A 20,770-nucleotide genomic window follows, 5' to 3' on the forward strand; every position below is an offset into this window, starting at 1 on the left:
GAGTTGAATGCGAGCGACGTGAAAATAGGCGATGGCGAGTCCCCGATCCTGGAGGCGGCCACCGAACACGCCTACGGCGCCAGTGAGATCACGGTGCTCGAGGGACTGGAAGCGGTCCGGAAGCGCCCGGGCATGTACATCGGATCGACGGGGCCCCGCGGCCTCCACCACCTCGTCTACGAAGTCGTGGACAACTCGGTCGACGAGGCGCTGGCGGGATACTGCGACCACATCGAGATCTCACTGCAGGCCGATGGCGGCGTGAAGGTCGTCGACAACGGGCGAGGGATCCCCGTGGACATGCACCCCACCGAGGGTCGGCCGACCGTCGAAGTGGTCATGACCATCCTCCACGCCGGCGGCAAATTCGGCGGCGGAGGCTACGCCGTGTCCGGTGGCCTGCACGGCGTGGGTATCTCCGTGGTCAACGCGCTGTCCAAACGCGTGGAGACGGTGGTGCGACGCCAGGGCCACGTGTGGATGCAGTCCTTCGCGGACGGCGGGAAGCCCGTCGGCGAGCTGCGGAAGGGCGAGGAGACGTCCGAGACGGGCACCACGCAGACGTTCTACCCCGACGACTCAATCTTCGAGAGCACCGAGTTCGACTTCGAGACACTCCGCGCACGCTTCCAGCAGATGGCATTCCTCAACAAGGGACTGCGCATCACGCTGACGGACGAGCGCGTGGACGTCGTGGAGACGGACGAGGTCGCGGAGGTCGAGAGTGCGCAGGACTCCGACGGGGAGCCGAAGCACCGGTCCGTCGTGTACCTGTACGAGAACGGGCTGCTCGACTACGTCCGCCACCTCAATTCCTCCAAGCGGGTGGATGTGATCCACCCCGACGTGATCGCCTTCGAGACCGAGGACACGGACCGCAGGATGGCCGTCGAGGTGGCCCTGCAGTGGACGTCGGCGTATTCGGAGAGCGTGCACACCTATGCGAACACGATCAACACGCACGAGGGTGGGACGCACGAAGAGGGTTTCCGTGCGGCCATGACCACGCTGATCAACAAGTACGCACGCGAGAAGAACATCATCAAGGAGAAGGACGACAACCTCACGGGTGACGACATCCGCGAGGGCCTGACCGCCGTCATCTCCGTCAAACTGTCGGAGCCGCAGTTCGAGGGGCAGACGAAGACCAAGCTCGGCAACTCCGAGGCCAAGGGGTTCGTCCAGCGGGTGGTCACCGACCAGCTCGGTGACTGGCTGGAGCGCAACCCCGGGCCGGCCCGCGACGTCATCCGGAAGTCGATCCAGGCATCGCAGGCCCGCCTTGCGGCCCGCAAGGCGCGCGAGTCCACGCGCCGCAAGGGGCTGCTGGAATCCGGCGGCATGCCCGGCAAGCTCAAGGACTGCCAGTCCAAGGACCCTGCGCGGTCCGAGATCTACATCGTCGAGGGTGACTCGGCCGGCGGCTCCGCGGTCCGCGGCCGGAATCCCGAGACCCAGGCCATCCTGCCGCTGCGCGGCAAGATCCTGAACGTGGAGCGTGCCCGCCTCGATCGTGCCCTCGGCAACAGCGAGGTCCAGGCCATGATCACCGCCTTCGGCGCGGGGATCGGCGAGGACTTCAATGTGGACAAGGCCCGGTATCACAAGATCGTGCTCATGGCCGATGCCGACGTCGACGGCCAGCACATCACGACGCTGCTGCTGACCCTGCTGTTCCGTTACATGCGGCCGCTCATCGAGAACGGTTTCGTGTACCTCGCGCAGCCACCGCTGTACCGGATCAAGTGGTCCAACGCGAAGCACGACTACGTGTTCAGCGACCGGGAGCGCGACGAGGTCATCAAGATGGGCATGGCGAACAACCAGCGACTGCCCAAGGACAACGGGATCCAGCGCTACAAGGGCCTCGGCGAGATGGACTACACGGAACTGTGGGACACCACCATGGACCCGGACCACCGCACCCTCCTGCAGGTGACCATGGACGACGCCGCAGCCGCCGACCAGGTGTTCTCCGTCCTGATGGGCGAGGACGTCGAATCCCGCCGCAACTTCATCCAGCAGAACGCCAAGGACGTGCGTTTCCTCGATATCTGAGGTCCGCACCCGGCCTGCGGTCGAGTGATCTTTGCGGTTGAGAACCTTCCACGAACGGAACTGATTCATGAGTGACGACATCACCGGCAACGGACCGGACGAGCCCATCGAGGGCGAGGTCCTGACGGACCGCGTCGAGCAGGTGGACCTGCAGACGGAGATGCAGCGGTCCTACCTGGACTACGCAATGGCGGTCATCGTGGGCAGGGCCCTGCCCGATGTCCGCGACGGGCTGAAGCCCGTGCACCGCCGCGTGCTCTACGCGATGTTCGACGGTGGCTACCGGCCGGACCGGTCGTTCAACAAGTGCGCCCGCGTGGTCGGCGAGGTCATGGGGCAGTACCACCCGCACGGCGACTCGGCGATCTACGACGCCCTGGTGCGCCTCATCCAGGACTGGACGATGCGCTACCCGCTGGCGCTCGGCCAGGGGAACTTCGGGTCCCCCGGCAACGACGGCGCCGCGGCACCGCGATACACCGAGACGAAGATGGCCCCGCTCGCCATGGAGATGGTGCGGGACATCGACGAGGAGACCGTCGACTTCCAGGACAACTACGACGGCAAGAACCAGGAGCCGACGATCCTCCCGTCGCGCTTCCCGAACCTGCTGGTCAACGGATCCTCCGGTATCGCCGTCGGCATGGCCACCAACATCCCGCCGCACAACCTGCGCGAAGTGGCCGACGGGGTCCAGTGGTATCTCGAGAACCCCGACGCCACGAAGGAAGAGCTCCTCGAAGCGCTGATCGTCCGCATCAAGGGACCCGACTTCCCCACCGGCGCCCAGATCCTCGGGCACAAGGGCATCGAGGACGCCTACCGGACGGGGCGCGGTTCCGTCACCATGCGGGCCGTGGTCAACGTCGAGGAGATCCAGAACCGGACCTGCCTGGTCGTCACCGAACTGCCCTACCAGGCGAATCCCGACAACCTCGCCATCAAGATCGCGGAACTCGTCAAGGACGGCAAGGTCAGCGGGATCGCCGACCTCCGCGACGAGACGTCCGGCCGCACCGGCCAGCGCCTCGTGATCGTGCTGAAGCGCGACGCCGTCGCGAAGGTGGTGCTCAACAACCTCTACAAGCACACGCAGCTGCAGGACAACTTCAGTGCCAACATGCTGGCGATCGTCGACGACGTGCCCCGCACGCTCAGCCTCGACGCGTTCATCCGCCACTGGGTGACCCACCAGCTCGAGGTCATCGTGCGCCGCACACGGTACCGGCTGCGCAAGGCGGAGGAGGAAGCCCACATCCTCCGCGGACTGCTGAAGGCCCTCGACGCCCTCGACGAGGTCATCGCGCTGATCCGCGCCTCGTCCACGACGGAGCAGGCCCGGGACGGGCTGATGGAGCTGCTCTCGATCGACGAGCTGCAGGCCACGGCCATCCTGAACATGCAGCTCCGGCGCCTCGCGGCCCTCGAGCGGCAGAAGATCCAGGACCGCCATGCCGAACTGGAGTCGATGATCACGGAGTTCAACCGGATCCTCGCCTCCGAGGACGTGCAGCGCGGCATCGTCAGCACCGAACTGGCGGAGATCGTGGCCAAGTTCGGCGACGACCGGCGGACCGAGATCCTCATGGGCTACGACGGCGACATGAGCATGGAGGACCTGATCCCCGAGGAGGAGATGGTCGTCACCATCACCCGCGGCGGATACGTCAAGCGCACGCGGAGCGACAACTACCGTCAGCAGGCGCGTGGCGGCAAGGGCATCCGGGGTGCACAGCTGCGCGGCGACGACGTCGTCGAGCACTTCTTCGTCACCACCACCCACCACTGGCTCCTGTTCTTCACCAACCTGGGCCGGGTCTACCGCGCCAAGGCGTACGAACTCGTCGAGGCGGCACGGGACGCCAAGGGCCAGCACGTGGCGAATCTCCTCGCCTTCCAGCCGGACGAGACGATCGCCCAGGTCCTGGACCTGCGCGACTACCAGCAGTCGCCCTACCTGGTCCTCGCCACCAAGCGCGGTCTCGTCAAGAAGACACGCCTCGAGGACTACGACACCAACCGCACGGCCGGCGTGATCGCCATCAACCTGCGTGACAACGACGAACTCGTCTCCGCGCAACTGGTGTCCGGCGACGACGACATCATGCTCGTCTCCCGCAAGGGACAGTCGCTGCGGTTCACGGCCGACGACGACGCCCTGCGGCCCATGGGCCGCGCCACCTCGGGCGTGACCGGCATGAAGTTCCGCCCGGACGACGAGCTGCTGGCCGCGAACGTGGTCACGGACGACTCCTACGTCTTCATCGTCACCGAGGGCGGCTTCGCGAAGCGGACCAGGGTGGACGACTACCGCGTCCAGGGCCGTGGCGGACTGGGCATCAAGGTCGCGAAACTGGCCGAGGAGCGCGGAGACCTCGTCGGAGCGCTCGTGGTCCAGGAAGAGGACGAGGTCCTCGTGGTCATGGGTGGCGGCAAGGTGGTCCGATCCGCGGTGGCGGGAGTCCCGGCGAAGGGTCGCGACACCATGGGTGTCATCTTCGCGAAGCCCGACAAGACCGACCGCATCATCGCCGTCGCGCGGAACAGTGAGCGCAGCGTCGCCGTCGAGGAGGGCCTCATCGACGATCCTGCCGAAGCCAGCCCGGACGTCGACATGATAGGCACGATCACCCCGCAGGACGATCCTGCGGAGTTCACAGCCGATGAAGTACGGTTGTCGACAGAGGAGATGGCTGAGCCCGACGCTGAGTCGCCCGAACACGGAGGTAACGAGTGAGCTCGGCCAACACCAACCCGCGGCCGTCCAGCGGACAAGTGCGCACGTCCGGTGCGCCGCGCGTGAATGCTCCCGCGCGTCCGCCACAGCGGCCCGCATCCGGTGGACAGGCCGCCCGTCCGGGGCAGCGTCCCGGGCTCGTGAAGCCCGCTCCGAAGGCGAAGGCCCGGAAGGCCCGGCTGCTCGTCAGCAAGGTCGATCCGTGGTCGGTCCTGAAGATGTCCTTCCTGCTGTCCGTCGCGCTCGGGATCGTCACCGTGGTCGCGTCCTTCGTGATCTGGACCGTCCTCGACCTGACGGGGATCTTCGACGGCGTGAACGAACTGCTCCGCGAGATCGCAGGATCGGAGAGCGGCGGGTTCGACCTCCGCCAGTTCGCCTCCCTGCCGCAGGTCCTCTCCTTCGCGACGATCATCGCCGTCGTGAACGTCGTGCTCCTGACCGCCCTGGCCATGCTCTCGGCCGTGCTGTACAACATCTCGTCCACCCTCGTCGGCGGTATCGGCGTCACGCTGACCGACGATTAGGAGACCGGCCTCTTCGGCGCCCCCCGGGCGATTTGAAGAAAGCCGAGACACTACTGTAAAGTCGTATCTCGGCCCGAAGAGGTATCGGGGCGTATAGCTCAGGCGGTTAGAGCGCTTCGCTGATAACGAAGAGGTCCCAGGTTCAAGTCCTGGTACGCCCACGGATCCACCACTCGCAGGAAGCCGCAAGGAGACTGTCGTGAAGAAGTTGCTCGTCGCAGCAGCGGCTGCCGCAAGTGTCCTCGTGTACAAGCGGTGGAAGGATTCGGAGAAAAGCAAGAGCGTCTGGAGCAGTGAGACGGACGACGTGGTCTAGCTTCAGGGAACAGCGTCCGGGATCCACCGGACCACGTTCACTTCGGGGGCATGGCGCAATTGGTAGCGCACCTGCTTTGCAAGCAGGGGGTTCGGGGTTCGAGTCCCCGTGCCTCCACCGAAGAAAAGTCCCGGCCGATGGCCGGGACTTTTCGCGTTGACGGGTCGGATCACGGGCCGCGGATACCGTGCCCTACAGTTGCCGGGTGACTATCTTCCTCTCGATCCTCGGCGTCATCGGGGTATCGGCGTCCGGACCGATCATGGCTGCCACCATAGCGCCGGTCCTGGCCATCGCCTTCTGGCGCAACCTGCTCGGTGCCGCGCTGATGGGAGGGCCGGCACTCGTGTCCAAGAGGGCCGAGTTCGCCGCCCTGACCCGGGCGGAGTACCGGCGACTCGGGATCGCGGCCGTAGCACTCGCCCTCCATTTCGCGTGCTTCATCACGGCACTGAAGCTGACCTCCGTCGCGGCCGCCACCGCTCTCGTCTGCCTCCAGGTGGCCTGGATCGCGCTCTTCAACGCCCTCCTGGGATCACGGCCGCAGGCCGCGGTGGTGGCGGGACTCGGTGTCGCCTTCGCGGGCGTCGTCATCATCACCGGATTCGATCTCTCGTTGTCGCGGGAGGCACTCCTCGGCGACCTGCTGGCCCTCGCCGGCGGAGCCCTCGCCGCGGTCTACCAGATGGCCGGAGCAGCCGCCCGGCGGACCATGTCCACGGGGACCTACACCACGCTCTGCTACGGCGCCTGCGCCATGATCCTGCTCGCCCTGTGTGCTGCTACCGGGCAGCCCATCGTCGGCTTCAGCCCCGCGGCCTGGGCGGGAATCCTCGCGGTCACCCTGCTGGCCCAGATCATGGGCCACTCCGTCTTCAACCATCTCCTGGCGGTCATGAGCCCGCTCGTGGTCTCCATGATCATCCTGCTCGAGATCCCCGGAGCCGCGATCCTCGCCGCGGTGTTCCTCGGCGAGCAGCTCCCGCTCGGCACCTACGGCGGTTTGGCGCTCATCCTGGTCGGCCTGGCCATCGTCATACGCGGTCAGCAGCGACGGAAGGCGCGCCGGTCCCCTGCCGAGGCAGGGACAGCGGTCGCACCCCCACCCGCAATGGGTGGCGAGTAGTATGCTTGATTCGTTATATGCGTGATTTAGGATGTTAAAGGAAGAACCCCCGGCCTGTGGCCGGGGGTTCTTCCATGCGCTGCGGCCGGATCAGGCCTTCGAGTCGTCCGACGGCTTGGCGGCGTGCTTCGCCGCCTCCGTGGCGTCCTTCGCCTTGTCGGCAACGGCCTTGGCTGCGTCCGCGGCCCTGACCTTGGCATCGTTCTTGGCGTCGTTCGCGGCTTTCGCCTTGTCGTCGCTCTTGACGTCGCTCTTGACGTCGCCCTCGGAGGCTGCGGCGCGATCGGCCGCCTCCTTGATGGAGGTGACGACCTCCTTGGCTTCGCGGGTCTTCTCGCTCGACACCGGAGCAGGCGCCGCCTTGATCGGAGCCGGCGTCTTCCACGGGTCCTCGACCGGCTTGGAGGCCCGCCAGACGGCGACGCCCGCCACGATCGCGCTCAGGACGATGCCGACGATCAGCCAGCCCTTGCCCTTCTTGCGTCGCTGGCTCTTCTTCAGGTCCTTGGAGGCCTGCAGGGTGGCGGCCACCAGGCGCTTCTGTGCCTTCTTGACCGCCTTCTTGTCACCGGTGATCCTGATGACGGCCTTCTCGACGGCCGGCGGCACGTGTGCGGAGGCGAGCGAGCGGGACGCCGTGTCCGCTGCGTCGCCCAGCTTGGTGGACAGCGTCGGCAGGTAGTCGTCGACCACCTTGACCTTCGCCGAGTTCAGCGCGGGAGCCGCCTTGTCGAGGGTTCCCTGGATCTTCGGCGTGGTGTCGTCGATGACCTGCGAGATGCGCGGGCCCACCTTGTCGATACCGTCCTGGATCTTCGGCGCGACGACGGCGATACCACCGGCGATACCACCGGAGATTCCCTCCGAGGCCTTGCGGACGGAGTCCTGCAGGGCGGGACCGGCGGTCTCGATGCCCTTCTCCCAGCGCGGCTTCGCCCACTCGTACGCGGCGTCGACGCGTGGCGTGGCCCATTCCCGTGCGGCGGCCAGTCCGGCAGCGGCTGCCAGTCCGAGTGCGACGCCTTCTTCGAGTTCGTGGGTGGCGCGTTCGTTCTTCTTCACAAAAACCTCCAAGGGGGGTGGTTACTCGTTTTGATCAGCCTACGTTGCATGGGCAGAGGGTGCTATCCGGACGGCAGGCGGAATGCCCGGGAGGCTGCCGTTTCACTGTGCGCGGAATGGCCCTGCTCCAGCTTATTGTCAGATGCCGCATGGAAGAATGGCCTGATGACTGCTATTCCGACAGCAAAAGCGACCATCCACACCAACCAGGGCGACATCGAGGTGAACCTCTTCGGCAACCATGCGCCGAAGACGGTCAAGAACTTCGTGGGCCTCGCGACCGGCGAGATCGCCTGGACCCACCCGCAGACCGGTGAGGAGAGCAACGCTCCCCTCTACGACGGGACGATCTTCCACCGCATCATCAAGGACTTCATGATCCAGGGCGGGGATCCCCTGGGCCAGGGCACCGGCGGCCCCGGGTACAAGTTCGACGACGAGATCAACCCGGACCTCTCCTTCAAGGAGCCCTACAAGCTGGCGATGGCGAACGCCGGCACGCAGGGCGGGCGCGGCACCAACGGCTCGCAGTTCTTCATCACCTCCGTGCCCACCACGTGGCTGCAGGGAAAGCACACCATCTTCGGTGACGTCACCGACGAGGAGTCGCGTGCCGTGGTGGAGAAGCTGAACTCGATCGCCACCGACATGAGGGACAAGCCCCTCGAGGACGTCGTCATCAAGAGCATCACCGTGGAACAGCTCTAACCCAGATGTCCTACGGTGTCCCCGCGCCCGACGCCGGAAGCCAGCCGGCCCCGGTCTGCCCACGGCACCCTGACCGCGTCAGCTATGTGAGATGCCAGAGGTGTGACCGGCCGGCATGCGCGGACTGCCAGCGGCCCGCGGCGGTCGGTTTCCAGTGCGTGGACTGCGTCCGGGAGCAGGCCGCCGGTGCTCCGGTCTACCGGACCGCGTTCGGCGGCGTGGTGCGCGGGGGCACGACCGTGGTGACCTACACGCTGATCGGTATCTGCGTGGTGGTCTTCCTTCTGCAGCTGGTGCTGCCCGGGGTGACCAACGCCTTCATCTATGCCCCGGTCTTCACCGCCGGAGTGGAGGGGGCGCTGCCGGCCCAGCCCTGGCGCATGCTGACGGCGGCCTTCCTGCACTCGCCGGGCTCGTATCTGCACATCGCCTTCAACATGTATGCGCTGTACATCCTCGGGAAGGCCCTGGAGCCCACGCTGGGACGGGCGAGGTTCCTCGCGCTGTACCTGATCTCGGCCCTGGGCGGATCGGTCGGCGTCCTCCTGCTGTCCGGGAACCCCGGTCAGGGCGTCGTCGGTGCCTCCGGCGCGGTCTTCGGCCTGTTCGGGGCGCTCTTCATCGTCCAGCGGAAGCGCGGCGGGGACGTCCGACAGATCGTCGTCCTGATCGCGATCAACGCCGCGCTGGGGTTCCTGGTGCCATCGATCGCCTGGCAGGCCCACCTGGGCGGGCTCGTCGCCGGCGCCGCATGCGCCGCAGTGATCGCCTACGTCCCCCGCGGTCCCCGTCAGGCACGTCTCCAGTGGCTGGGCCTGGGAGGCGTCGTCGTGCTCCTGGTCCTGCTGACCGTTCTGGGAGTCTCACTTCTCCCGTTCTAGGACGCTGCTGACGACGGAACGGACGCGGGAGGGCCGGTGCGCATCGCACCGGCCCTCCCGAGTTGTCCACACCCCTTATCCACACGGGGGATAACTTACACACATGTAATTCCACAGCTGTGGATAAGCCTCGCCCGGGATTTCGGGCCTCTCGCTGGACCATCAACAATTCTGTGCACATCTGTGGATAACTTTCTGCACAGCGTGTGTACAGAGCGGAGAGCTACCGCCAGCGTGTGGTCATGAGGAACCCGACGATCGCGATGCCGAAGCCGGCGAGGATGTTCCACGATCCCCAGGCCTCGACGGGAAAGCGGGATTCCGAGATGTAGAACGTGATGATCCAGAGCAGGCCGATGATCATGAGGCCGAACATGACGGGTTTGTACCAGACGGGGTTCGGCTTCGGCTGCGAGGACTTCACGGCGGGAGCGGCGGACCTGGCTCTCTTACGGGGCTTCGACTCGGGCACGGTTTCTCCTCGGCAGGGCACGGCTGTGGTCAGCTGCACCGGTGGTCGTACCGGCCGCCATTCCGTGCCCGGACCCGCAGGCTAGCCTGAAGGAGAACAACGTCCGGCGGCCCGGATATCCCCCTGATTCTAGCCAAGAACCGTCCGATACCCGTGCAACCCCGGGGCGGCAGCGGCAATGGCCAGGTCCGGGGTCCGGTGCGCAGGAGCGTATTATTGCTTACTCGGTGCTGATGCTCTTCGTGTTCCCCTGGTCTCCCAGTCCAACCCGCTCACTGATTCAACGATTGGTTCCCCCTAGCTCATGGCTGACACCACCAGAATCCTCGTCGTCGACAACTACGACAGCTTCGTCTACACGCTGGTCGGGTATCTCCAGGAACTCGGTGCCGAGACCACCGTGGTCCGCAACGACGACCTCACACTCGCGGAGGTGCAGGAGATGGCCGCCTCGCGCGACGGAGTCCTGATCTCCCCGGGCCCGGGGACGCCCGCCGACGCCGGGGTGTGTGTCGACCTCATCAGGTGGTGCGGAGAGAACGGCAAACCCATGCTCGGGGTCTGCCTCGGGCACCAGGCACTCGCGGAGGCCTACGGTGGCACCGTCACGCACGCGCCCGAGCTGATGCACGGCAAGACGTCCCTGGTGGAACACGATGCGACCAGCGTGTTCGCCGGGCTCCCCTCGCCGGTCACGGCGACGCGGTACCACTCGCTCGCGGCCGTCAGCGACGACGTCCCGGCCGAACTCACGGTTACGGCGCGCACGGCCAGCGGCATCATCATGGGCCTCGAGCACAGGAGCGCGCCGCTGTGCGGCGTCCAGTTCCACCCGGAATCGGTGCTCACCGAGGGCGGGTACCGGATGCTCGGCAACTGGCTCGAGTCCCTGGGCCTCGAGGGTGCATCGGCCCTGTCGGAAGGACTCAGCCCGCTGATCGCCCGCTAGTCCGAGCCCTCCGTAGGCCGCGGCTCCGACTGCTCCCCCGTCGGCCGGCCCTCCGGCTCGTCGCTCGGGGGATTGGCCGGTGTCCCGGTCGGCTGCTGGGTGGGCTCCTGGGTGGGCTCCTCCGTCGGGGCCTGGGTGGGTTCCGCCGGTGCCTTCGCGATGGTGAGGACGATCTCCGTACCCTGCGCCACCTCGGACTGCGCCGGCTCCGACTGTGCCGTGATGATGCCGGGCTGTACGACGCTGTTCTCGACCTCACGGACGCTGAAGGGCAGCTGTACGGCCGGGTCCTCGAGCAGGGCCTGCGCCTGCGCGACCGTGAGGTCGGTGAGCAGGGGAACCGTCACCCTGCCGCTGGAGAGCACGAGGTCCACGGTACTGCCGACCGGCACGGACTGCCCGGGCTGCGGCCTCGTGGTGATGACCCTTCCCTGTGCGACGACGGCGCTGGTCTCCTCGGTGACCTCCCCACCCCTCAGGCGCAGGTCCTCGAGTGCATCGCGTGCCGAGGACTCGGTGAGGCCCGGCAGGGATTCGGGCAGCACCACGTTCGCCGGCCCGAGGGACACCGTGATGTTCACGCGGGAGTCCGGTTCGACCGACGCACCCGCCGACGGGTCGGAGGAGATGACGTCCCCGGCGTCGACCGACGCGTTGAACTCCTCGTCCGTGGAGGGAGTGAGGCCCGCGTCCACGATGGCGTCCCGCGCATCGGCTTCCGGCATGCCGACCAGGTCCGGGACATCCACCGCCGCCACTTCCTGGACCGGCTGGTTGTTCACGGAGGTGATCACGAAGTAGCCCGCGGCGAGCACGAGCAGCACCGCCACGAAGAACACCGTGGTCCAGGCTGCCCGGGACGCCCTGCGCCGCCGCTCCCTCCGCTCGTCCGGCTCGTCCCCGCCGCGCAGGACGTCCAGCCGGCCGTCGTCGTCGTCCGGCAGGAGGTCCCGCTCCGCCGGCGAATGCTCACCCGACACCCTGTCCATGGCACGCGTGCCCGGTCCGCCGGCCGCCGACGCGGCCGCACCCAGGGTCGCCGGATGTACCCGCGACGCCGTGACGTCCATCGCCTCGGTGGCGTCACCGGCCGCAGGGGCGAGCACCACACCGCGTCCGGCGTCGAGCAGTGCCCTCCGGAAAGCGCCCGCATCCTCGAAGCGGTGGTCGCGGTCCTTCTGGAGCGCCCGGTCCAGCACGGACTCCAGCGCCGGGGTCACCTCGGGGTTCAGGCTGCCTGCACGGGGTGGTGCCTCCCGCACGTGCTGATAGGCGACGGAGACGGGACTGTCACCGATGAACGGTGGCCGTCCGGTGAGCAGTTCGAACAGCAGGCAGCCGGTCGAATACAGGTCGCTCCGCGCATCGACGGTCTCGCCGCGAGCCTGCTCGGGCGAGAGGTACTGCGCCGTCCCCAGCACGGCCTGCGTCTGCGTCATGGTGGCCTGCGAATCGGCGATGGCGCGTGCGATGCCGAAATCCATGACCTTGACGGCACCAGCGGGCGTGATCATCACGTTGGCGGGTTTGATGTCGCGGTGGACGATGCCCGCCCGGTGGCTGTACTCGAGGGCGGAGAGGACACCCGCCACGTAGGTGACGCTGTCCTCCGGGGTGAGGTCACCGGCCTTGACGTGGTCCCGCAGGGTGAGCCCCTCCACGTACTCCATCACGATGAACGGGACCCGCACCTCGTGCTGCGGCCGGTCGGGGATCTCCTCCTCGCCCGTGTCGTACACCGCCACGATGCTCGGGTTGTTGAGTCCGGCCACGGCCTGGGCCTCCCGCCGGAACCTCGCCTGGAAGAGCGGATCCCTCGCGAGGTCCTTCCGCAGCACCTTGATGGCGACCGATCGGCCGAGGCGCAGGTCCACCCCCCGGTGCACGTCGGCCATGCCGCCGCGGCCGATCAGTTCACGGACCTCGTAGCGCCCGTTCAGGACGCGCTCGGTGGTTGTCACATCGCCATCCTCTCCGTGCCGTCTCGGGTCGCCGGTCACGGGCCGGAGGTGGCTGTCGGTGTCGGCGTCGGTGTAGGTGTCGGTGCCGTCGCCGCGGCCGTCGCCGGGGGCGTGGTCGGAGCTGCCGGCGGTGGGGCCGGCGCGGGCGCCTGGGTCGGGGGAGGCCCGGACGAGACGATGTAGCTCACCTCGCTGTCGACCGGCACCTCGGCCCCGGGCCCGGGGTTCGTCCGCAGGATCGTCCCCTCGGGTTGCTCGGACTCCTCGCTGCCGGCGTTCACGGGCCGCAAACCGAGGTCCACCAGGGCGGCCTGGACCTCGGACTCGGTCCGTCCCTGGAGTCCGGCGGGGATCGAGACCTGTTCCGGTCCGGCCGAGACGGTGAGGGTGATGGTCTCCCCCGGGCTCAGCGCTCCGACGGGGGCGACACCGATCACCAGGCCCTCGGCGTACTCGGCGGAGGACTCCCGCTGGGATTCGACGCGGAACCCGAGGCCGCCGAGTTCCGCCGAGACCTCGGCCTCGGGCCGGCCCAGGTACTGGCTCGGGGTGATGACCACCTGATCGGCCTCCGTCGTGCTCGGGGAGGGAGAGGGTGACGGCGAGGTGGGCGACGGCGACGGCGACGACGTGCGGGAGGTCGCCGGTGCGGGGCTCGCGGAGGTGCTCGTCTCCGCCGGCGCCGGATCATCCCCGCCACCGGCCAGCAGGGGCTGCAGGACCAGGAAGGCGATGGCGCCGAGCGCGAGCAGGAGGAGCACGATCAGCGGGATCAGCCACGGGCTCCGGCGGTTCTCGTCCTCGTCGCGGTCCGTCGGGGCGGGCGCGTCGACGTCGTCCTCCGACCAGTTCCGCGAGGCCGCGAGGCCGGCAGCCGCGCCGGCCGCGGCAGGTGCGGCGACCGTGGGCAGCGCCGATGTCGTCGGTGCAGGCACCGTCGTCGTCGCCTGCGTGTCCTGGCGGGGAATCGCTGCGGTCGCGATGCCTGAATCGTCAGCGAAGGACAGCAGGCCCGGGACGGCCGCCTCCGCGGCACGGATGTCACCGGCACGGATCGCATCGACGGCACGTGCGAGGGATTCGGCGTCGCGCGGTCGGTCCGCGGGGTCCTTGGCCAGCATGGAGCCGATGAGCCCCCGGACCGGACGCGGGATGGACTGAGGGAGCGGCGGCGGGGCGTCGTTGACCTGGGCGAGGGCGATCGCGATCTGGGACTCGCCGGAGAACGGGCGTCGCCCGGCCAGCAGTTCGTACCCGATGACGCCGAGCGCGTAGATGTCGGAGGAGCCCGTTGCCGGCTGGCCGGTCGCCTGCTCCGGCGCGAGGTACTGCGCCGTCCCCATGACCTGCCCGGTAGCGGTCAGCGGTACCTGGTCGGCCAGCCGTGCGATGCCGAAATCGGTGATCTTGACGCGGCTGTCCGGCATCACGAGGATGTTGCCCGGCTTCACGTCGCGGTGCACCAGGCCCTGGCGGTGCGCGACGGCGAGAGCCGTGGCGGTCTGCCCGACGATCGAGAGCGTGCGGTCGGGGGAGAGCACCTGTTCCTTCTCGATGACGGCCGAGAGCGGCTGCCCGGGAACGAGCTCCATCACGAGGTACGCGGATCCGCCCTCCTCCCCGTAGTCGAAGACGTTCGCGATGCCTTCGTGGTTCAGCAGAGCCGTGTGGCGGGCCTCCGCCCGGAAGCGGTTGAGGAACGCGGGATCACCCGAGTACTCCTCCTTGAGGATCTTGATCGCGACGACACGGCCGAGGATCTGGTCCCGGGCCTTCCACACCTCGCCCATACCGCCGATGGCGATCCGCTCGGTCAGTTCGAACCTGCCGCCCAGGGTGATGCCTGACGTGGGCCTCATCTGTTCAACACCGCCTCTATGAGTCTCTTGGCACTGGGTGAGGTCAGTTGCTGACCAGTGGGGATGTCCACGTTCTCCATCACGATCGAAAGGGCTACCTGGGGGTCGTCCGCGGGTGCGAAGCCCGTGAACCATGCGTTGTCGCCGGTCGTGGAGAACTCCGCGGTCCCCGTCTTGCCGGCCACCCGGACACCGGGTACCTGTGCCCCCACCGCCGTGCCGTTGTCCACCACGTTGACCATCCATTCGGTGAGCTGGTCGGCGGTGTCCCGGCTGACCGACTGGCGCAGCGACTCCGGCTGGGGCGAGTCGATCAGTTCCAGGTCCGCGGCCCTGACCGACTTCACGAGCTGCGGTTTCATCTGCTGTCCGTCGTTCGCGATCGCCGCGGACACCATCGCCATCTGGAGGGGGGTCACCAGCGTGTCGAACTGGCCGACGGCGGACTGCGCCAACTCCGGATCCGTCAGGTCCGACGGGAAGGTACTCGCGATCACGCGGGTGGGGATGTACATCTCCTCGCCGAACCCGAATTTCGCGGCCTGCTCCTGGATGGCCTCCTCCCCGAGGTCCAGTGCGATCTGCGCGAAGGGCGTGTTGCACGACTGTTCCAGCGCGAACTCCAGGTCCGCCGTCGTCCTGCTCGCGCAGCCGCCCGAGACGAAGTTCGGCAGGGTGTACTCGATCCCCGGGAACTCGAGGGCCGGAGGATTCGGGATCTGCGATTCGGCGTCGTACTCCCCGGACTCGAGGGCCGCGGCGGCGTCGATGAGCTTGAAGACGGATCCGGGCGAGACGAGGGCCTCGGTCGCCGGGTTCAGGTAGATCGAGAGTCCCGGCTGCTCGGAGAGTTCCGCCGCGTTCTGTTCGATGACCGCCGTGTCATGCCCCGCCAGGAGGTTGGGATCGTAGGAGGGCTTCGAGACCATCGCGAGGATGTTGCCGGTGGAGGGCTCCATCACCACGATCGAGCCGCGCTGGCCGTCGGGGATGAGGTCGGAGGCGAGCTGCTGGATCTGGGGGTCGATCGTGAGCTCCACGGAGGCGCCCTGCGGATCGACGCCGGAGAAGAGGGTCACCACGCGGTCGTAGAACAGGGAACTGCTGGTTCCCGCAAGGATCTCCGACTCCGTCTTCTCGAGCTGGGACGACCCCAGGGAGAGGGAGTAGTACCCGCTCAGGTGCGCGTACAGTTCCGGCTCGTTGTACACGCGCTGGTAGTTGAACTGGTCGTTCGAGGGCACGGATTCGGCGACGGCACGGCCGTCCACCAGGATCGCACCGCGCTGCCGGCCGAAGTCCTGGTACAGCTGGCGGCTGTTCCAGGGGTTGTCCTTGAGCTCCTGCGCCTGGAAGAACTGCACGTAGGTGAGGGAACCGAGGACGAGGGCGAACATGCTGATCGCCACGACCCATGCCCTGCGGATGGCCTGGTTCATCGGGTGGCCACCTTCGCGGTCCGTTTCTTCATGGGTCTGCCGTTGACCCCGAGCGCTTCGGGGAACGAGTCCTTCATGGGTGCCGTCGACACCGGACGGCGCGCGGACTCGGAGATGAGCAGGATCAGGGCCACGATGAGCCAGTTTGCCAGCAGGGAGGAGCCGCCGGCCGACATGAACGGCGTGGTGAGTCCCGTGAGGGGGATCAGCCGCGTGATGCCGCCGATGACCACGAAGCACTGCAGGGCGATGGTGAAGGAGAGGCCGCAGGCGAGGAGCTTGCCGAAACCGTCCTTGGTGCCGAGGGCCGCCCGGATTCCCCGGGAGACGAGGAGCACGTAGAGCATCACGACGGCGACGACGCCGATGAGCCCCAGCTCCTCTCCCAGTGCGGCGATGATCATGTCGCTGTTGGCGTACGTGACGAGGTCGGGACGCCCTGCGCCGAAGCCCGTGCCGGCGAGTCCGCCGTTGGCCAGGCCGAACAGTCCCTGCACCACCTGGTGGCTGCCGCCCGGCGCGCGGTCGTAGACCTCCGGGGCGAAGGCATTGATCCACGAGTCGAACCGCAGCGCGACGTGGCTGAACAGCTCGAGGGCCACGAAGACGCCGACGCCGATCATGGCCAGGCCGATCAGTACCCAGCTGACACGGCTCGTCGCGACGTAGATCATGACCATGAACAGCCCGAAGAAGAGGATGGACGAGCCGAGGTCCCGCTGGAAGATCAGCACACCGATGCTCACGACCCAGGCGGCTGCCATGGGCGCGAGGTCCTTGAAGCGGGGGAGCTGGAGCGGGCCGAGCTTCTTGCCCGCCAGCAGGATCAGGTCACGATTCGTCGAAAGATACCCGGCGAAGAATATGGCGAGGGTGATCTTCGCGATCTCGCCGGGCTGGAAGGTGCCGAAGCCCACCGAGATCCAGATCCTCGCCCCGTTGATCTCGAGGCCGATCGGGGCCGGGGCGAGGGGCAGCAGGAGGAGGACGGCGCTGACGATCAGCGAGATGTACGTGAAACGGCGCAGCAGCCGGTGGTCCCGCAGCAGGATCAGGAGCGCGGCGGCGGCGCCCATCGCGACGGCCGTCCACATGACCTGCTGTGATGCGACGGGGTCGATCTCCGGGTTGGCCTGCAGCGCCGACAGGTCCAGGCGGTGGATCATGGCCAGGCCGATCCCGTTCAGCGCCACCACGATCGGAAGGATGAGCGGATCAGCATACTTCGCCCGGAGACGCAGGACGATATGCAGGAAGAGGCTCATGAGGGTGAGGGTCAGCCCCTGGGTCCAGAAGAACTCACTGAACGCCTCCTCGCGATCGACGCCCGCCAGGTAACTGGCGGCGATGGCGACGGTCAGCGCGAGGAGGAGCAGGAGCAGCTCGACGTTGCGCCGCGACCGGGGCGCGGTCAGGACATCACTCATCTGCTGCACCTTCACATTCGACGGCTGGGGACGACACGGCGGGGGACGACGACGTCGGCTGCGGCGACGCGGACCCCGCGGCGGGACCGGACGAGGACGATGGAGACGACGACGGGGTGGACCCCGCGGTCCCGGTGGCCGACGGAGACCCGGAGGGCTGCGGTGATGCCGTACCCGTGGGCGCCGCTCCGCCGGCTGTGGAACCGGAGGTCGGGCGCGGCGATGCCGGGGCCGTCGAGGAGGGTGCCGGATCGCAGCTGACGGCTCGCAGTTCACTGCGCAGATCGCCGACGATCCGTTCGGCTTCCTCCAGGCTCGCTGCCGGCAGCGTGTTGGACAGCTGGGACCGCTGGTACTCGGGGAGGTTGGAGACGGGGATGTCCGTCACCTCGTACAGTTCGCTGAGGCTGATCGGCCCGATCCGCTGGGGGACCCCCGTGTAGATCGCGACGCGGTTCTCGGAGTCCGCCACGTAGTAGCGCGTCTGGGTCCAGGTGTAGCCCAGGCCGACGACGGCGATCAGGATGAGGCTCATGAGGGCGAGGGTCGCGGGGACGAACCAGCGCTTCTTCCCCGCCGGGGCCTCGTCCTCGGTATCGTCGCTGACCTCCGGCTCCGCCTTGTGGGTCAGCATCATCGCGGCGCGCCGTTCCGTGGACCGCTGGGTCACGATCGGGATCTGGCCCGTCTCGGTCGCGAGTGCCGCGGACCCCACGAGCACGTGGGGCCTCGTCAGCAGGTCCTGGCGGATGATGTCGGCGCGGATCGCCGCACCGGGCAGGTCGCCGTTCCGGTCGATCTCGTGGGAGGCCGCATCGGGGTCGGTCGGTGTGTCGCGTTCCCCGGCCGCCTGCCGCGCGGGCGGGATGGACACCGGCGGCAAGGCGTCGTCGTCGTCCGCTTCGATGACCTCGACGACGGCGACGGTGATGTTGTCCGGGGAGCCGCCCGCGAGGGTCAGCTCGACGAGGGTGTCGACGCACTCGCGGATGCCCTTCGACTCGCGCATGACCTGCTCCACCGCGCGGTCCTGCAGGACCGCGTTCAGGCCGTCCGAGCAGAGCAGCCATCGTTCGCCGGGTTCGGCGTCGAACTGCGCGAGGTCCAGCTCCGGGCTCGCGTCGACGTCGCCGAGGACCCTCATGAGGACGTTCTTGTGCGGGTGGGTCTCCGCTTCCTCGGGCCTGAGCCGCCCTTCCTCGATGAGGCGCTGGACGAACGTGTGGTCCGTGGTGATCTGCTCGAAGACGCCGTCCTTGAGGCGGTAGGCGCGGGAGTCGCCGATGTGGGCGAGCTGCAGGGTGCTGCCCTCGAGCAGGATCGCCGTGACCGTGGTCCCCATGCCGGCGAGCTGAGGGTTGGTGGCGACGAGTTCGGACAGGAGCGAGTTCGCGGTCTGGATCTCGTCGGCCAGGTGCGTCCCGGCGTCGCCGTCGTGCGCACCGTGATCGAGGTGGACCAGGTCGAGCACGGTGGAGGCCGACGCCACGTTGCCGCCCGCGTGGCCGCCCATGCCGTCGGCGACGACGGCCAGGTAACGGCCCACGTACGCGGAGTCGTCGTTCTTCGCCCGCACCATGCCCACGTCGGAGCGGGCAGCGAACCTCAGGGCAAGCTGCACGCCTACGGCCTCAATTCGATGACCGTCTTACCGATCCGGATGGGGACATTCGGTTCGACGGGCAGTGCGCGCGTCAGTTGGGCTCCCGCGAGGTAGGTGCCGTTCGTGGAGCCGAGGTCCTCGATGAACCAGCGGCTGCCCTGCGGGAAGAGACGGGCGTGACGGCCCGAGGCGTAGTCGTCCTCGAGCACCAGGGTGGCTTCCTGGGCGCGGCCGAGGAGGATGGGGCTCGCTGCGAGGTCGAGGCTGGTGCCGGTGAGGGGACCTTCCGTGACCACCAGGCGGCGTGCGGAGGTGCGTGCGGGGGGAGGTTCCTCCACGAGCTCGGGATTCTTGCGGATCTCGCGCGCCGTCGGAGCCCCCACCCTGTTGCGGCGTCCTACGGCGAGGTCGCGGCGCAGGGCCCCGACCGTGCTGAGGACGAGGACCCACAGCAGGATCAGGAACCCGAAGCGGAACAGGGTGACGGTGAGCTCTCCGGCCTCGCTCATCGGTGGCCCGCCCCGTCCTGTGTGGGGAGGAGATGGAACGTCATGCGGGAGCGCCCCATGGTGATCGTGGACCCGTCGGTGAGTTCGGCCTGCCCGATGACCCGTTGCCCGTTGACGTAGCTGCCGTTGGTGGAGCCGAGGTCGACGGCGTAGATCCGGCCGCCCTGCGCCCGGATCTCGAGGTGGCGCCGGGAGACCCCGGTGTCGTCGACGAGGATGTCCGCTTCCGAGGAGCGGCCCAGGACGATGGAGCCGGAATTGATCGAGTACCGCTGCCCGTCCATCTCGAGGATCGGCTGGTAGCGCGTGGGCTGGCGGCGGGGGGCCGTGGGCGCGGAGGGGCCCGGGGAGCGCTGGGCGGCGGTCTGCTTCTCGATGGAGGAATCGATCTCGAAGACGCCGGCCTTGAGCTCCGGATCGTGCTCGAAGGAGACGCGGACGGGTCCCTGGAGGCTGTAGTGCTGGCTGTTCACATGCGCGATGACGACGTCGCAGAGTTCCTCGGCGAGGGCGGAGCCCCACTGCTGTGCGAGCTCGAAATCGGAATCGGACAGCCGGGCGGTGAACACGTTGGGGGCGAGGGTGCGGCCCTGCGCGAGGACGAGGGACCGGTTGTCCAGTTCCTTGCGGAGGGCGCTGGCGATCTCGAGGGGCTGCACCTGGGAGCGGGCCCCGGTGGTGAAGGCTCCGCGGACCAGTTTCTCGAGTCCACGCTCCACGTTGTCGAGAATGCCCATCTTCCGCCTCCTCCCCCTGCCACACAGGTGTCCGGTCCCCGGTCAGCAGGGTGCTGAGGGGCGTGGCCCGGCCATGGTCATGGGAATGTCCAGCCGGGCATGTTCCATCCGATACTACTGGGAGCCCCTGCGAATGGGCTCCAAGCCGTCACGTCGAGGATTACTTTGTCCTAACGATCGTCCGCCGTCGTGGACCCTGCAGGTACGCCCCGGGGCCCGTCCTGGGGGCGGTTTAGGTAATTGCCACCGCGCTCCGTTATGCTTATCTCTGCTGTTCACAACACCTGCCGGGTGCAGATGTTGGAATCTCGAAATTGCGCGAGTGGCGGAACGGCAGACGCGCTGGCTTCAGGTGCCAGTATCCGAAAGGGTGTGGGGGTTCAAATCCCCCCTCGCGCA

The 20,770-nt window shown here is 67.8% G+C and carries 17 protein-coding genes and 3 tRNA genes; 11 read left to right on the top strand and 9 right to left on the bottom strand.

Annotated elements, in window-relative coordinates:
* Window positions 1-18 precede the first annotated feature (18 nt).
* From gyrB to RY94_RS05950, 7 genes are all read left to right on the top strand, one after another.
* A complete protein-coding gene (gyrB, locus tag RY94_RS05925; protein ID WP_269429728.1) occupies window positions 19-2,058 on the top strand; it encodes a DNA topoisomerase (ATP-hydrolyzing) subunit B in 2,040 nt (679 codons plus the stop codon).
* Window positions 2,059-2,125: 67 nt separating this feature from the next.
* Complete coding sequence (gene gyrA / locus RY94_RS05930) at window positions 2,126-4,795, top strand: DNA gyrase subunit A (RefSeq protein ID WP_043442678.1); 2,670 nt, start codon at window positions 2,126-2,128, stop codon at window positions 4,793-4,795.
* Window positions 4,792-5,322, top strand: a complete 531-nt coding sequence (locus tag RY94_RS05935; RefSeq protein WP_043442681.1) for a DUF3566 domain-containing protein — start codon at window positions 4,792-4,794, stop codon at window positions 5,320-5,322. The genes gyrA and RY94_RS05935 overlap by 4 nt, the downstream gene beginning before the upstream one ends.
* A gap of 87 nt (window positions 5,323-5,409) precedes the next feature.
* Window positions 5,410-5,483 (top strand) — tRNA-Ile (locus RY94_RS05940).
* A 38-nt stretch (window positions 5,484-5,521) separates the two neighbouring features.
* Window positions 5,522-5,638, top strand: coding sequence for a DLW-39 family protein (locus tag RY94_RS18335; RefSeq protein WP_231554433.1), 117 nt, complete (start codon window positions 5,522-5,524; stop codon window positions 5,636-5,638).
* 44 nt (window positions 5,639-5,682) lie between these two features.
* A tRNA-Ala gene (locus tag RY94_RS05945) sits at window positions 5,683-5,755 on the top strand.
* Between the two features lie 88 nt (window positions 5,756-5,843).
* A complete protein-coding gene (locus RY94_RS05950) occupies window positions 5,844-6,764 on the top strand; it encodes a DMT family transporter (protein WP_043442684.1) in 921 nt (306 codons plus the stop codon).
* Between the two features lie 90 nt (window positions 6,765-6,854).
* Here the strand turns inward: RY94_RS05950 and RY94_RS05955 are convergent, their stop codons facing one another.
* A complete protein-coding gene (locus tag RY94_RS05955; protein ID WP_052274012.1) occupies window positions 6,855-7,826 on the bottom strand; it encodes a hypothetical protein in 972 nt (323 codons plus the stop codon).
* 165 nt (window positions 7,827-7,991) lie between these two features.
* On the opposite strand from RY94_RS05955, the gene RY94_RS05960 reads away from it, so the two are divergent.
* Together RY94_RS05960 and RY94_RS05965 are read left to right on the top strand one after the other, a co-directional pair.
* The gene (locus RY94_RS05960; RefSeq protein ID WP_043442686.1) at window positions 7,992-8,534 is read left to right on the top strand and encodes a peptidylprolyl isomerase; all 543 of its coding nucleotides are present in this window, start codon (window positions 7,992-7,994) and stop codon (window positions 8,532-8,534) included.
* A gap of 5 nt (window positions 8,535-8,539) precedes the next feature.
* The gene (locus RY94_RS05965; RefSeq protein WP_043442689.1) at window positions 8,540-9,415 is read left to right on the top strand and encodes a rhomboid family intramembrane serine protease; all 876 of its coding nucleotides are present in this window, start codon (window positions 8,540-8,542) and stop codon (window positions 9,413-9,415) included.
* A gap of 223 nt (window positions 9,416-9,638) precedes the next feature.
* Here the strand turns inward: RY94_RS05965 and RY94_RS05970 are convergent, their stop codons facing one another.
* On the bottom strand, window positions 9,639-9,887 hold the full coding sequence (locus RY94_RS05970; RefSeq protein WP_043442692.1) for a cell division protein CrgA: 249 nt from the start codon (window positions 9,885-9,887) through the stop codon (window positions 9,639-9,641).
* A 304-nt stretch (window positions 9,888-10,191) separates the two neighbouring features.
* On the opposite strand from RY94_RS05970, the gene RY94_RS05975 reads away from it, so the two are divergent.
* A complete protein-coding gene (locus tag RY94_RS05975) occupies window positions 10,192-10,836 on the top strand; it encodes an aminodeoxychorismate/anthranilate synthase component II (RefSeq protein ID WP_043442695.1) in 645 nt (214 codons plus the stop codon).
* On the opposite strand, the gene pknB is transcribed toward RY94_RS05975, so the two are convergent.
* Genes pknB through RY94_RS06010 form a run of 7 tightly spaced genes read right to left on the bottom strand, consistent with a single transcriptional unit; the run spans window position 10,833 to window position 20,371 of the window.
* A complete protein-coding gene (gene pknB, locus RY94_RS05980) occupies window positions 10,833-12,797 on the bottom strand; it encodes a Stk1 family PASTA domain-containing Ser/Thr kinase (RefSeq protein ID WP_197060602.1) in 1,965 nt (654 codons plus the stop codon). The two genes, RY94_RS05975 and pknB, sit on opposite strands and share 4 nt — an antisense overlap.
* 35 nt (window positions 12,798-12,832) lie before the next feature.
* A complete protein-coding gene (locus RY94_RS05985) occupies window positions 12,833-14,656 on the bottom strand; it encodes a protein kinase domain-containing protein (RefSeq protein ID WP_082046095.1) in 1,824 nt (607 codons plus the stop codon).
* Window positions 14,653-16,095, bottom strand: coding sequence for a peptidoglycan D,D-transpeptidase FtsI family protein (locus tag RY94_RS05990; RefSeq protein WP_043442698.1), 1,443 nt, complete (start codon window positions 16,093-16,095; stop codon window positions 14,653-14,655). Before RY94_RS05990 ends, RY94_RS05985 begins: the two co-directional genes overlap by 4 nt.
* Window positions 16,092-17,522 carry an FtsW/RodA/SpoVE family cell cycle protein gene (locus RY94_RS05995; RefSeq protein ID WP_043442700.1) on the bottom strand — a complete coding sequence of 477 codons (1,431 nt, stop codon included), beginning with the start codon at window positions 17,520-17,522 and terminating at the stop codon, window positions 16,092-16,094. The genes RY94_RS05990 and RY94_RS05995 overlap by 4 nt, the downstream gene beginning before the upstream one ends.
* Entirely contained in the window at window positions 17,515-19,101 is a 1,587-nt protein-coding gene (locus RY94_RS06000) for a protein phosphatase 2C domain-containing protein (protein WP_082046162.1), read from the bottom strand. Before RY94_RS06000 ends, RY94_RS05995 begins: the two co-directional genes overlap by 8 nt.
* Window positions 19,102-19,145: 44 nt before the next feature.
* Window positions 19,146-19,634, bottom strand: coding sequence for an FHA domain-containing protein FhaB/FipA (locus RY94_RS06005; protein WP_043442704.1), 489 nt, complete (start codon window positions 19,632-19,634; stop codon window positions 19,146-19,148).
* Window positions 19,631-20,371 carry an FhaA domain-containing protein gene (locus RY94_RS06010; RefSeq protein WP_043442706.1) on the bottom strand — a complete coding sequence of 247 codons (741 nt, stop codon included), beginning with the start codon at window positions 20,369-20,371 and terminating at the stop codon, window positions 19,631-19,633. Before RY94_RS06010 ends, RY94_RS06005 begins: the two co-directional genes overlap by 4 nt.
* A gap of 316 nt (window positions 20,372-20,687) precedes the next feature.
* On the opposite strand from RY94_RS06010, the gene RY94_RS06015 reads away from it, so the two are divergent.
* Window positions 20,688-20,770: transfer RNA gene (locus RY94_RS06015), tRNA-Leu, on the top strand.

Origin of the sequence: Arthrobacter sp. L77 (genome assembly GCF_000816565.1) — a bacterium.
GTDB classification, from domain to species: Bacteria; Actinomycetota; Actinomycetes; order Actinomycetales; family Micrococcaceae; genus Arthrobacter_D; species Arthrobacter_D antioxidans.

What these genes read in the sequence shown, in the direction of transcription:
- gyrA (WP_043442678.1), top strand. Translation starts at nt 2,126, where the DNA reads ATGAGTGACGACATCACCGGCAACGGACCGGACGAGCCCATCGAGGGC.
- RY94_RS05960 (WP_043442686.1), top strand. Translation starts at nt 7,992, where the DNA reads ATGACTGCTATTCCGACAGCAAAAGCGACCATCCACACCAACCAGGGC.
- RY94_RS05965 (WP_043442689.1), top strand. Translation starts at nt 8,540, where the DNA reads ATGTCCTACGGTGTCCCCGCGCCCGACGCCGGAAGCCAGCCGGCCCCG.
- RY94_RS05975 (WP_043442695.1), top strand. Translation starts at nt 10,192, where the DNA reads ATGGCTGACACCACCAGAATCCTCGTCGTCGACAACTACGACAGCTTC.
- RY94_RS05985 (WP_082046095.1), bottom strand. Translation starts at nt 14,656, where the DNA reads ATGAGGCCCACGTCAGGCATCACCCTGGGCGGCAGGTTCGAACTGACC.
- RY94_RS05990 (WP_043442698.1), bottom strand. Translation starts at nt 16,095, where the DNA reads ATGAACCAGGCCATCCGCAGGGCATGGGTCGTGGCGATCAGCATGTTC.
- RY94_RS05995 (WP_043442700.1), bottom strand. Translation starts at nt 17,522, where the DNA reads ATGAGTGATGTCCTGACCGCGCCCCGGTCGCGGCGCAACGTCGAGCTG.
- RY94_RS06000 (WP_082046162.1), bottom strand. Translation starts at nt 19,101, where the DNA reads ATGGTGCGGGCGAAGAACGACGACTCCGCGTACGTGGGCCGTTACCTG.
- RY94_RS06005 (WP_043442704.1), bottom strand. Translation starts at nt 19,634, where the DNA reads ATGAGCGAGGCCGGAGAGCTCACCGTCACCCTGTTCCGCTTCGGGTTC.
- RY94_RS06010 (WP_043442706.1), bottom strand. Translation starts at nt 20,371, where the DNA reads ATGGGCATTCTCGACAACGTGGAGCGTGGACTCGAGAAACTGGTCCGC.